Genomic DNA, 12,899 nt, shown 5'->3' with positions numbered 1-12,899 from the left:
GACATCGAGCCCGATCAGAGGGTCTGAAACTTCTGGCAAAATACAAACTTTCTTCGAATATGCTGAAAGTACGAGCATGGACCGTCCAAGCCTTAGGGCCTGGGTTGATCCCTGCGCGTGGTTTCTCAAGCAAGAGAAGGGCATCTGGTGGATGCCTTGGCGTCAAGAGGCGATGAAGGACGTGGCACTCTGCGAAAAGCCATGGGGAGCTGAGAGCAAGCTTTGATCCATGGATATCCGAATGGGGAAACCCACCCCTTATGGGGTATCCGTAGCTGAATCCATAGGCTACGGAAGCGAACCCGGCGAACTGAAACATCTAAGTAGCCGGAGGAAAGGAAATCAACCGAGACTCCGTTAGTAGTGGCGAGCGAACGCGGATCAGCCCAGTGGTATTTATGTCTAAACCGGAACCGTCTGGAAAGTCGGGCCATAGCGGGTGACAGCCCCGTACGGGTAGATGGCATTTATATCCTCGAGTAGGGCGGGACACGTGAAATCCTGTCTGAACGTGGGGGGACCACCCTCCAAGGCTAAGTACTCCTTGACGACCGATAGTGCACCAGTACCGTGAGGGAAAGGTGAAAAGCACCCCGATGAGGGGAGTGAAACAGATCCTGAAACCGGATGCCTACAAGCAGTCGGAGCCTTTTCGGAGGTGACGGCGTACCTTTTGTATAATGGGTCAGCGACTTAATCTGGCGAGCAAGCTTAAGCCGATAGGTGTAGGCGCAGCGAAAGCGAGTCTTAATAGGGCGTCGAGTTCGTCGGATTAGACCCGAAACCGGGTGATCTAGCCATGGGCAGGTTGAAGGTGGAGTAACACCCACTGGAGGACCGAACCCACGTCTGTTGAAAAAGACGGGGATGACCTGTGGCTAGGGGTGAAAGGCCAATCAAACTCGGAAATAGCTGGTTCTCCGCGAAAGCTATTTAGGTAGCGCGTCGGATGATTACCACCGGGGGTAGAGCACTGGATGGGCTAGGGGGCCGCGAGGCCTACCAAACCTAACCAAACTCCGAATACCGGTGAGTACAGTCCGGCAGACAGACTCAGGGTGCTAACGTCCTGGGTCAAGAGGGAAACAACCCAGACCACCAGCTAAGGTCCCCAAGTCACGGCTAAGTGGGAAAGGATGTGGGACGGCCATAACAACCAGGAGGTTGGCTTAGAAGCAGCCATCCTTTAAAGAAAGCGTAACAGCTCACTGGTCTAATAGCTATCCTGCGCCGAAGATGTACCGGGGCTCAAGCCGTGCACCGAAGCTGTGGATTCTTTCTTCGGAAAGAGTGGTAGCGGAGCGTTCCGTAGGCCTGTGAAGGTGTCTCGTAAGGGATGCTGGAGGTATCGGAAGCGAGAATGCTGACATGAGTAGCGACAAGGAGTGTGAGAAACACTCCCGCCGAAAGCCCAAGGGTTCCTGCGCAAGGCTAATCCGCGCAGGGTGAGTCGGCCCCTAAGTCGAGGGCGAAAGCCGTAGACGATGGGAATCAGGTTAATATTCCTGAACTCGTGAGATGTGACGCCTTTCGGACGTTGTTCCTCCTTATCGGATTGGAGGGGCAGGCAGGAAAGGCCGGGAAATAACCTCACGTATGAACCGTACCCCAAACCGACACAGGTGGGCTGGTAGAGTATACCAAGGCGCTTGAGAGAATGGTGTTGAAGGAACTAGGCAAATTGCCCCCGTAACTTCGGGAGAAGGGGGCCCTCGTGGTGGGCAACCATCATGGGGGGGCACAGACCAGGGGGTGGCGACTGTTTACTAAAAACACAGGGCTCTGCGAAGTCGCAAGACGACGTATAGGGTCTGACGCCTGCCCGGTGCCGGAAGGTTAAGAGGAGAGGTGCAAGCTTTGAATCGAAGCCCCGGTAAACGGCGGCCGTAACTATAACGGTCCTAAGGTAGCGAAATTCCTTGTCGGGTAAGTTCCGACCTGCACGAATGGCGTAACGACTTCCCCGCTGTCTCCAACACCAACTCAGCGAAATTGAATTCTCCGTGAAGATGCGGAGTTCCCACGGCCAGACGGAAAGACCCCATGAACCTTTACTACAACTTCGCAGTGGCATTAGGCGATGGATGTGTAGGATAGGCGGGAGGCTTTGAAGCATAGGCGCCAGCTTGTGTGGAGCCACCCTTGAAATACCGCCCTTCCGTCTCCTGATGTCTAACCGCGGCCCGTGATCCGGGTCCGGGACCCTGCGTGGTGGGTAGTTTGACTGGGGCGGTCGCCTCCCAAAGAGTAACGGAGGCGCGCGATGGTGGGCTCAGGCCGGTCGGAAATCGGCTGATGAGTGCAATGGCAAAAGCCCGCCTGACTGCGAGAGCGACAGTTCGAGCAGAGTCGAAAGACGGTCATAGTGATCCGGTGGTCCCGCGTGGAAGGGCCATCGCTCAACGGATAAAAGGTACTCTGGGGATAACAGGCTGATACTGCCCAAGAGTCCACATCGACGGCAGTGTTTGGCACCTCGATGTCGGCTCATCACATCCTGGGGCTGGAGCAGGTCCCAAGGGTTCGGCTGTTCGCCGATTAAAGTGGTACGTGAGCTGGGTTTAGAACGTCGTGAGACAGTTCGGTCCCTATCTACCGTGGGTGTAGGATACTTGAGAGGAGCTGTCCCTAGTACGAGAGGACCGGGATGGACATACCTCTGGTGTACCAGTTGTCACGCCAGTGGCACCGCTGGGTAGCTAAGTATGGACGGGATAACCGCTGAAAGCATCTAAGCGGGAAGCCTCCCTCAAAACCAGGTATCCCTATCAGGACCGTGGAAGACCACCACGTTGATAGGCCGGGTGTGGAAGCGCAGTAATGCGTGAAGCTAACCGGTACTAATCGTCCGATCGGCTTGATTGACCACGCGCAGCGGTCAGCCCAGACCTTGGGCCCCATGCGCACCTTCAGCAAAGCTTCGAAGAACCAACCGCCAGAACGAACCAACACACAACACACTACCCGTACCCCCAAAGGGGCCGTTTCGATGGCCTGGTGGTCATTGCGGGCTCGAAACACCCGATCCCATCCCGAACTCGGCCGTGAAAGAGCCCTGCGCCAATGGTACTGCGTCTTAAGGCGTGGGAGAGTAGGTCGCCGCCAGGCCTTCCAAACGACCCCTAAAAGGGCACAACAACACCACAGCAGGTTCAGAAAAATCCCTCTCACAATGTCAGCTCAAACGGCCCGTCTCCCTTTATCGCGGGGTGGAGCAGCCCGGTAGCTCGTCAGGCTCATAACCTGAAGGCCGCAGGTTCAAATCCTGCCCCCGCAACCAGATATCAAGCCGTTGATTCCAGACCGGAATCAGCGGCTTTTTGTTTTGTCGACCCCACCGCTTCCAGGCCGCCGTGGACGCGTCGTGGAAGCGCCAGAGGGAAAGCCCTGGCGCAAAATCAGCGCACCATCCGTTAAAAATTTTGTCCCCATCCGGCATAAACCAGCATAGCTGGCTATCCCTGATTCGTCGTCCCCGTGAGCAATTACCGGCGGTCGGCACAATCACTTTGGCAAAGCTCGGGGCGCGAATTCCAGCAGATCCGGCCCCCTCCGGTCAGGGCCGCCTTACGATTTGATCTGAGGCAATTTGGCATCGCTGCATGGGTCACAACGAAATGATGCGGCAAGGACATGGACGCTGAGGCGTCGGCCCCCTGCACGAGGACGACATGCCGGAAAGCCGGGGTATCGGCTTGGGGAAGTCCTTTGGCTGGATTGCGGGGACACTCATCGCCCGGACCGGTCGCGATGGGCGACAACGGTGAACATCGGAAACAGGCTGTCTCCGGGGCCGCGTTGGTGATGGATGGTGACCTCGGCGCGGGGGAACCCCAGGCAGGCCAGGGCCTGGAGGAAGAAGCGCGGCGAGAAGGACCACCAAGTGTCCACCGCCGTTCCTTCGGGGTCGGGGATCAGGCGCATCACCGGAAGCTCGCCCAGGGCGCAATCATAAAGATCGGTCACGATGATCGTTTCCTCCACCCGCGCCGCCACGCTTTCCAGGATGGAAAACGGCGATCGCGTGTGAAGCAAGATGGCGGCGAGAACGCCAATATCAAAGCGTCCGACCTCGGCCGGAATGGCTTCGGGAACGGTTTCGATCAGGCGGGCCTTCGAGCCCTGATGATGGTGCATGTACCAAAAGGAATTGCGGATGCGGATGATGCTTTGCAAGAAGGAGGCGCGCCAAGCGTCCCGGTCGACGCCCTGATGGGGAAAGATATCCCACAGGCGTTTGAGCGGAGGTTCCACGGCGGTGACGGCGGCCCCGGCCCGTTCCATGTGGAAGGTCAGATAGCCGCTGGCCGGACCGATCTCGAGCACGGTCTTGCCGGCGAAATCGACCGCGCCAAGATAGGCGTCGGTGGTGTCGCGCAGATCCCACTGCCCGGTCATCAAGCCATCGGGCGTTTCCATGGTGTGATAAAAGGCGCAAGCCGAGATCGGCGGGCACGGCCGTTTGATCTCGGTGAAGGGGGCCGTGGAGCACGACCGGAGCGGGGGGAGGCGCTCCCCCTCCTTGCGCCACGCCATGCCGGTCCAGTCGATCCGCTCCAAGGGGGCGGAAATCCCCCGTTCGGCCCGGAAATCCTCCACCGCCCGCCGGCAGGGCGGCATGGCGCCGCAATCGTCAACGATGATGAAGCCTCCGGGCGCCACCTTGTCGTAGAGGGCGAGCAGGGCGTCCATGGTCGATTCGTAAAGATCGCCATCCAGGCGCAGCAGGGCGATCTTGTCGATGGGCGCTTGCGGCAGGGTCTCGCGGAACCACCCCGGCAGAAATAGAACCTGATCATCAAGCAGATCGTAGCGGGCGAACAAGGCTTTCACCCGCTCCTCGGATATGGCCAGAATGGGTTCGAGGCTTTGGCTCAGATCATAGCCCCGATCCTCCTCGACCGAGGGCTCGGGCAGGCCCCGGAAGGAATCGGCGACCCAAACGGCGCGGTCGGTCACGCCATGGGCGGCAAGATGGGCCCGCATGAAAATGGTCGCCCCGCCGCGCCAGACACCGGCTTCGATCAGGTCGCCGGGGATGCCCTCGGCCAGCAGGGTGTCAAGGCAATGGTGCAGATGGTCCAGGCGCCGGCGGCCGATCATGGTGTGGACGTGTTCGGAAATATTGTGGGGGTCGTAGACTTGGCCCCCCGTCTCCGGCCACAGCACCCTGCCGCCCTCGTCGCGGGCTTGGCGCAGGTGGGCGACGATATCGGGGCGGTGCGCGGCGATATCGCGGATTATTCCCGGGTCGGCTTCCTCGCCCCGGCGCCGGCACAGCACCAGATAATGAAGAATGGCTTCCAGTTCCAGGTAAAGGTCGTTGATCAGGGATCGCTTGATCAGCCTCAAATAGCGATCGGCGGAAGACGCGTCTGAGCCAAGAAAGGGATAAAGTGACATCGCGGCCTTTCATGACACCCTCGGGGGGCATGGATGGTTGGGCGGGACAATGTGGAGAACACGGCAATGGGCGAGGCGCTTTCCCCAAGCCAGATCAGCGGCAGGGTCGATGCGGTATGGGGCAATCCGATGGCCTGGGAAGCCGCGGGTTGGCAATGGGAACGGCTGCCGGCGATCAGGCGCATGGTAAACCGCCATGTCACCGGCGACGAGGCGATCGATCCGCTGAGTTGGTTCTTCCAGCGCGTCGCCAAGGACCAGACCTTGCCGGTGCGTCGGGCTTTGGTGCTGGCCTGCGGCGCCGGCGGCCTGGAACGCCAATTGATCAGCCAGGGCTGGGTCAGCGAAGTTGTCGCCGTCGATCTTTCGCCCGGAGCGCTCGCCGCGGCCAGGGACGCGGCGCGCCAAGCTGGCATAAGCGGTATCGACTACCGCCAAGCCGACATGAACGCGCTTGATGTCGAGGGCCCCTTCGATCTGGCCGTCGGCAGCAGCGCCCTGCATCACTGCGAAAACCTGGAAGGGATCTTCGCCGTTGTTCGCCGGGTTCTGGTGCCGGGCGGCTGGTTCTTCTTGAACGACTATATCGGCCCCAATCGCTTGCAATACGACGCCGCCCAGGTGCTGGAGGTCAATCGCCTGCTGCAATGCCTGCCCGATCCTTTGGTGATGAACGCGGCGGGCTTCAGCCGGCGCGGTTTTCGCCCCGCCAGCCTTGCCGAGGTGATCGCCTTCGATCCCAGCGAGGCTCCGCGCTCGGCCGATATTTTGCGGGTCATGGGCGAGGCCCTGGAGGTGGAAACGGTTCGGCCCTATGGCGGCAATCTTTTGTATCTGGTCTTGTCCAACCTCGCGCAGAACTTCGATCCCGCCCAGTCGGGCGACGCCGCCGCGCCGGACTACCTGCGGCTTCTTATCGAAGCCTCCGATCATTGGCGGGCGACGCGGCATGGCCAGGATCATTTCGCCGCCGCCATCGCTCGCCAGCCCATCAGCTGATCCAGCGCGCCCTGGTCGTTGGCGACAAGGGCAAGCCGGCTGGCGAGGGCCGGGGCATAGGGCAAGGCGGCGAAAGCCTCAATGATCGCCTCGAAGCGGTCGCCCAGGACGCTCGAGGCCGGGTCGAGCCCGGTGATCAGCGTTAGGCCGGTCGGCGCGGCGGGAAGGGTGAGCAGGCGCAGATCGGGCCGGATCGCCCGCAGGCAGGGCACGATCTTCCAGGCATCGGCGGTGTAGAAGCCCGTTTGCCGCGATCGGCTGGCGGTAAGCGGGTCAAGGGGCCATGTGTCGTGCAAGGCGATCACCCCGCCCGCCGCCATATGGGCCTCCAGGGCGATGAAATCATGTAAGACGCTGGCGAAGCGATGATCGCCGTCGATGAAGGCGAAATCGATGGGGCCGGGCAGTTCGGCCACCGCCTGGGGATCGGCGAAGAAATCCTGGCTGGTGCGGGCGATGACACGGGCGTTGGCGGGCAGGGCCGGGCAGGGCCCGGTGGGCGCGGCGGGATCAATGCCCAGGCAGCGGGTCTCGGCGCGGGCTAGGCCCAGGCTAAGCCCGCTTTCAACGCCGATCTCCACATAAAGTCCCGGTCGCAGAACCCGGTGCAGGCGGTGCAGCCAGTCCAGATAATCCGGGCCCGGCCTTTGGGCGAGGGCCAGCCCCAAATGGGCTTCGGGCAGATTGGCCTGCCGACGAAGGGCCCGGGTGAAGCACTCCGCCGCGCCCTCCCTGTCGCCCAGGCGCAGCGCCCGCCTGCCTTCGATAAGCAGGCGGCGGAGCGGCAAGGGCCAGGGATGGGTCAAATGCGGCGGCTCGATCATCCGATCCCCCTCCCCAGAACGGCCTCGCGCAGCGTGTCGCGGAAACGGTCGGGGGCGTTCTCGGTGCTCACCCGGGCCAGGGCGCCATCGCGGATGCGTCGCCACAGCGCGCCGTCCGTGTAAAGGGCCGCCATGGCGGCGGCGAAGCCCTCGGCATCGCCGGCGGCCAAGAGGTAATCCCCGGTGCTCCAGCCCAATTGCCGCGCCAGCAAGGGCGTCGCCACCACCGGCAGCCCGGCGGCGGCGGCCTCGATCACTTTGAGGGGGATGCCGGCGGCAAAGCGGGTCGGGGCGACGAAGACCGCCGCCTGATCATACCAGGGCGCCGGGTCTTCCACCCGTCCGACCAAGCGAACCTGTTCGCCGGCCAGGGCGGCGATGCGCGAGGAGCGGCATTCGCCGAGGATGCTAAGATGCGGCGGCGGTCGGGGTAGGCGTCGGGCCAGAGCCGGCAGAACGCTCTCGACCAGCCAAACAAGGCTATCCTCGTTGGGACTCCCCGGCGTCAGGGCGCCCAGGAACAGGAATCCCGAGCGTCCGTCCCGTCCCGGCGGGGCGGGATGGGCGGGCAGGGCGTGGCTGACGAGATGAACCTTGGCCGCTCCTCCGGCGGAAAACAGCCGGGCTTCGCGTCGGGAAACGGCGAGAACCGTATCGGCGCCGGCGGCAAGGTCGAGTTCGTCGCGCAGGCGCCGGCGGGCCTCGGTGCGGGGGAGCGGGCGGGCGGTGATCGCCGCCTGGGCGATGTCACGCAGGGCGAACAGCGCCTCGGCGTCATAAACCAGCCTCATCCCCTTCAACAGGTCGGGGCGGCGGCGGCCGATGGCCTTGACGATCGCCATGTTGGGCGGGCGGCTGACCACCAGCACATCATAGAGTCCCTGGCGGTGGTCGAGGAAGTCTTCCAGCGTGGTCGCATGCTGATCGAGCATAACCTCGACCTCGGCGCCAAGGGTCCGATAAACGGCCGCCCAGTCGCTTTCGCGGACCCACATGGGAAAGAAGGTGACATGACAGCCCGCCAGGGCCTCGATCATCAGGCGGGCCCGGGGATTGCCCGCGCCCCCGGCGCTATGGGGCACGCCGTTGTCGATGACCAGAACCCGGGGCGCCGGCGCGGGCGCCCAGCGATCGCGCAAGGGCCGCGCGGCCGCCGGTGACGGGCGGGAGCGCAAGGCCTCGGCGTGGCGGGCCAGGAAGGCGCCGCGGTTGCGGCGGATCATGGCGGCGGCGGCGTCCGAGGTGACGGTGCTGCCCCCCTCCACATGGGTGAGGACGACGGCGGGATCATAGACCACCCGGAAGCCGGCGCGATGAACCCTGAGGCACAGGTCGGTATCCTCGTAATAGGCTGGCGCCAAGGCTGGCTCGAAGCCGCCAAGCGCCCGCCACAGGGCCCGGGGCAGCATCAGGAAGGCCCCCGAGACGTAATCGACCTCGCGCAGGAAGCGGAATTCCGCAAGGTTGGGATCCTCGCCACGCCCATAGCCGGCGGTCGAGCCATCGTTGAAAACCATGCAGCCCGCCTCTTGAAGGCTGCCGTCGATCAGCACCACCCGGCCACCGACTACGCCGATGGAGGGGTCCGCGCGCAGGCGGCGCAGGGCGGCGGCGAGGGCGTCGCGATGGAGGAAGACGTCATTGTTCAAGAAGACGATGTGCTTGCCGCGCGCCACGGCCGCCCCCTGATTGGCCGCGCGCAGAAAGCCGATGTTGTCTTCGTTGCGCAAAAGGGTGGCGCCGCGCACCCGGGCCAGCAGGGCCGGCGTTTCATCCGTCGACGCGTTGTCGACGATGATGGTCTCGAAGCGAACCCCCTGCTGATCGGCCAGGGCGATCAGGGTTCGCAGACTAAGCCCCGCCTGATTGTAAAGGACGATGACCACCGAGAGATCGGGCGCGTCATCGGCGCCTTGCGAAGGTGGCAGAGTCAGCGAGCGCTCGCGCCCAAGCCAGACCGCCAGATCCCGCTTGGCAAGCGCCTGAGAGCGGCTTTTGAGATCGGGAGCGGCGGTGATCCCGGCCATGGCGTCGCGCGCCTTCAACCAAGCCGCTTCCAACTGGCTGGTGATGCGGCGCGCATCGAGCAAGGGCGAGGCGCCGAGCCGGTCGCGCAGGGTGTGCCGGATCAGGGCCAGGTCCTGTCGATCGCCGGCCAGCTTGCGGGCGATCGCCAGATAGTCGGCGGGGCTGCGGGCGATCCAGTCGCCACAATCCGCCGCGGCGAGAAGCGAGGCCCCCTGGCGTTCGGCCAGCAGACCCGTTCCGGCCAAGGTGACCACCGGCACGCCCATCCACAAGGCGTCGGCAAGGCACAGGCCGCCATTGGCCGGGAAGGTGTCAAGGGCGATGTCGATGCCGGCGAAGCTGTGCAGATGGTCGGCGTAAGCTTGCTGAAAGCGATAGACCACGCGCTCGGGCGCGATGCCGCACGCCTGGAGAAGACGGGAGAAGCCGGCGCGGAATTCCCAGTCATGGGCCTGACGCCCCAGAATCATCAGGCGCGCGTTGTCCATGCCGGCCAGCAGATCGGCCCAGGTTTCCAGGCAGCTTCGGCTGATGCGGAAGCCGCGCACCGCGCAGCCGAAGGTGATGATGCCGGTTTGCGCCGAGGGCAAAGGGCCGATGGCCGGGGCGACGGCGGGCGGCGTCCAGCTCCACTGGCCCCCGGCGAGGGCCAGGATATCCTCGTCGTGATGGTCGGCGGCGGCGGGCAGGGCGACGGTATCGGTGATCAGACCATCGAAAAGGCCGCTTCCCGGCCCCCAACCGCCAAACCAGCCCCATTGCGATGGCGCGAGGCGGCGGCGCAGGAAGCGCAGGACCTCGGCCTGCCCGTGAAAGGGGTGCAGGCCGACGGTATCGACGACGACATCGATGCCATTGGCGGCACAGGACGCCGCCAGATCGACACCGCCCAGCGGGTGGACGATGACCCGCGAGCGCAGATCGGGCGGTAGAGCCTCGGCGTCATCGGTATAGAGATGGGGCACGACAACGGCGCGATCATGCGTCGCGAGAATGCCGCTCAGCAGGGCATGGTGATAGCGCGAGGCGAGATAGGCGACGTGGAGGGGGCGACCGGGCGTGGCGGCCAGCCGGGGGCGGGGCGGCAGGGGGCCCCAGGACTGGGCGTGCTCCAGGCCCCACTGCCGCAATTGGCGGGCGGTGTCGGCGGCGGGCGCCTGTCCGGCCATGGTTTCCAGATAAAGGCAGGCGATGGTCAGGTCGCGATCTTCGGGAAAGGCCGCCCGGGTCGCCCGGGTCAGGCGCGTCGCCTCCCGGGCATTGCCAAAGCCGGTCACCCATTCCAGGCCTTCGCGCAGGACGCGGCGATGCAGGGCGCTTGGCAGCAGCGCCACCAGATCGGCGGCGCGCGGTTGGCCGGCGGCGGCCAGCCGTACGGCGACATGGGCGGCGGCGAGGTGGCTGGGGTCGCGGTAAAGCAAGGTGGCGGCGCACCGGGCGGCCTCTGCCCAAGCCGTATCGCCGTCGCCCGCCTCGATATGCCCCCGACTGAGGTGGATCCTGGCCAGCAAGGCTTGGGCGGCCAGCGGCGAGGGACCGAGATCCCGGGCCCGGGTGGCGGCGATGATCGCCTCGGCGGGGCGGCCGGCCAGGGCCAGCATCTCGGCCTGTTCCAGCGCCCGCTCGGCGCTCTCGGGCGTCAGGTCGCAGGCCTTGCGCATGACGATCAAGGCTTCGGGCAGGCGGTCGTCCATCACCAGAACCCAGGCGAGTTGCCCCAGCACGTCCCCGCGTCCGGGCGCCAGCGCGTGGGCGTTGTGCAAAGCCTCCTCGGCCTCGGCCAGCCGGTTCTGGTGATGGCGCAGATGGCCAAGGCACCTCCAGGCCTCCGCGTCCTTGGGGGCCAGGGCGATCGCCTGTTCGGCATGGCGCTCGGCCGCGACCAGCCGGCCCGAGGCTTGATGGGCGAAACCGGCCATGATGTGGGCGGCGGGCAAGGTCGGGGCCAGATGCAGCAACCGGTGGCACAGTTCCGACGTCGCCGAAAGATCGCCCGCCTCCAGTTCCAAAGCGGCGCCATGGCGCAGGGCGTCGCAGTCGGTTGGCGCGAGGCGTCTGGCCCGGCGGGCGGCAAGGCGGGCGGTGGTCAGCCGGCCCATCTGGTGGAGCGCCGTTGACAGGGCCGTCCACAACTCGGCGGCCCGCGGCGCGCTTTGCAACAAGATGTGGATCTGCGGACGGGCGATCGCGCCCTTGCGCTGGCCGATCAGGGCCCAGGCCAAGTGCTTGCGGGCGGCGGGATGGCCGGGCGCCTCGCGCAACAGATCCTCCATCAGCCCGGCCGCCGCCTCGGCCCGACCCAGCCGCAGCAACAGACGCGAGCGTTCCAAGATGGCGGCGATCAACGAGGGATCGCATGCCTGCGCCCGGGCGAAGCAGTCCAGCGCCTCTTCATCCTGGCCGTCGTCGCGCTTGATCTGGCCGCGCAGAAACCACCCTTCGCCCCAGTCCGGCCAGCGCTCGACGATCTGCGCGGCGATCAGGGCGGCCTGGGGATGGGCGCCGCCGTCGCGCAACAGCGTCGCCTGTCGCAGGGCCAGCCGGCGCTCGTCGGGAGCGGCGGCAAGGGCGGTTTCGATCAGGGTCAAGGCCTCCCTGCCACGGCCGGTGCGGCTAAGCGCGGTGGCGAGGTCGGCCGTCGCGGCCCAATCACCGGGCCTCTCCGCCGTGGCCCGGTCAAGCAGGACCAGGGCCGCCTCGTATTCCCCTTTTTGCGTCAGCAGCCGCCCAAGGTGGGCGAGGTGGCGCGGCGCGGGATCGCGTCGGGCGGTGTCGTGGGCGAGGGTCAGGGCCTCGTCAAGGCGCCCGAGATCAGCCAGCACCCAAGACAGGCTGGCGGCGATCTCGCCGTTGGGCGCGTCGGTGTCGGCCGCCAGGGCCAGGGCGTGGCGCAACAGGCGCTCGGCCTCGGCCAGTCGCCCCTGGCGGGCGCAGATATGCCCCAAATACCAATAAGCCGTCGCCTGTCGCGGGTGGCGGTCAACCGCCGCACACAGCGTCCGCGTCGCCGCCTCTCCCCGGCCGGCTTCCCAGTACAGCCAGCCGAGCGTGGTCGCGGCCTCGGCATCGTTGGGGGTCGCCTGGACCGCCCGTTCGGCCCGGTCCACGGCGCCGCAGCGGTCGCCCCGGGCGTAGCTGTCCCAGGCCAACGCCAGCGACGCCTCGGCGCATCTGGGGTCGAAGGCCAGGGCCGTGCGGTAGAGGTCCGCCGCCAGCGGGTCATTGCCGGCGGCCCGGGTCTCGCGGGCGATCTGACACAGGCGGGCAACGACGGCACTCGGGTCGCCCAGGCTTCTTTTCAGGGAATAGCTTGGCAAAAACGCTCCGCCCGGCGGGGGAGGGGTTTCGGGGCAGCGGCCCTCGGCCAAGGTTTGGGTGAGAAGGCTCGCGGGGGTTTCCTTTTGGGAAAGCGCCCGCCGAAGGGCGTCCCAGTCACCGGCTTCAAGGTGGGCGACAAGGGTGAATGCGGGCGTATCGGGCATAAGTCTTCGGAATCCTAGGGGGATGAGGGGATTTCTCAATGCCAGGGAAGACGAAAGCCTCCCAAAGTCGCGGGAGGTCTCTCCAATCGCGTTATCACCTTGACTCCGAAGCGGAGTATCTCGGATAAACTAATCTTCCAACAAGGGTAAATCCAGACGCGTC

The 12,899-nt window shown here is 65.1% G+C and carries 4 protein-coding genes, 1 tRNA gene and 2 rRNA genes; 4 read left to right on the top strand and 3 right to left on the bottom strand.

Features of this window, described 5'->3' with window-relative positions; translation table 11 throughout:
• The first annotated feature begins 123 nt into the window (after window positions 1-123).
• The 3 genes from RRU_RS12175 to RRU_RS12165 all read left to right on the top strand — a co-directional run bounded on the left by RRU_RS12175 (window position 124) and on the right by RRU_RS12165 (window position 3,280).
• Window positions 124-2,865 (top strand): 23S ribosomal RNA (locus RRU_RS12175).
• 128 nt (window positions 2,866-2,993) lie between these two features.
• Window positions 2,994-3,108: ribosomal RNA gene (gene rrf, locus RRU_RS12170) — 5S ribosomal RNA — on the top strand.
• Between the two features lie 95 nt (window positions 3,109-3,203).
• Window positions 3,204-3,280 (top strand) — tRNA-Met (locus RRU_RS12165).
• A 449-nt stretch (window positions 3,281-3,729) separates the two neighbouring features.
• Here the strand turns inward: RRU_RS12165 and RRU_RS12160 are convergent.
• Complete coding sequence (locus RRU_RS12160; RefSeq protein ID WP_011390104.1) at window positions 3,730-5,403, bottom strand: TylF/MycF/NovP-related O-methyltransferase; 1,674 nt, start codon at window positions 5,401-5,403, stop codon at window positions 3,730-3,732.
• Between the two features lie 33 nt (window positions 5,404-5,436).
• Between RRU_RS12160 and RRU_RS12155 the strand changes: the two genes are divergently transcribed.
• Window positions 5,437-6,402: a class I SAM-dependent methyltransferase gene (locus tag RRU_RS12155; RefSeq protein WP_011390103.1), complete on the top strand. Its 966-nt coding sequence runs from the start codon at window positions 5,437-5,439 to the stop codon at window positions 6,400-6,402.
• Here the strand turns inward: RRU_RS12155 and RRU_RS12150 are convergent.
• Together RRU_RS12150 and RRU_RS12145 are read right to left on the bottom strand one after the other, a co-directional pair.
• On the bottom strand, window positions 6,363-7,226 hold the full coding sequence (locus tag RRU_RS12150) for a class I SAM-dependent methyltransferase (RefSeq protein ID WP_011390102.1): 864 nt from the start codon (window positions 7,224-7,226) through the stop codon (window positions 6,363-6,365). The two genes, RRU_RS12155 and RRU_RS12150, sit on opposite strands and share 40 nt — an antisense overlap.
• Window positions 7,223-12,736, bottom strand: a complete 5,514-nt coding sequence (locus RRU_RS12145) for a tetratricopeptide repeat protein (RefSeq protein WP_011390101.1) — start codon at window positions 12,734-12,736, stop codon at window positions 7,223-7,225. Before RRU_RS12145 ends, RRU_RS12150 begins: the two co-directional genes overlap by 4 nt.
• Between the last annotated feature and the right edge of the window lie 163 nt (window positions 12,737-12,899).

The sequence above is a fragment of the Rhodospirillum rubrum ATCC 11170 genome (assembly GCF_000013085.1).
Lineage (GTDB): Bacteria > Pseudomonadota > Alphaproteobacteria > Rhodospirillales > Rhodospirillaceae > Rhodospirillum > Rhodospirillum rubrum.
Note: the sequence above shows the minus strand (reverse complement) of the source record. Positions and strands in the feature narration are given on the sequence as shown.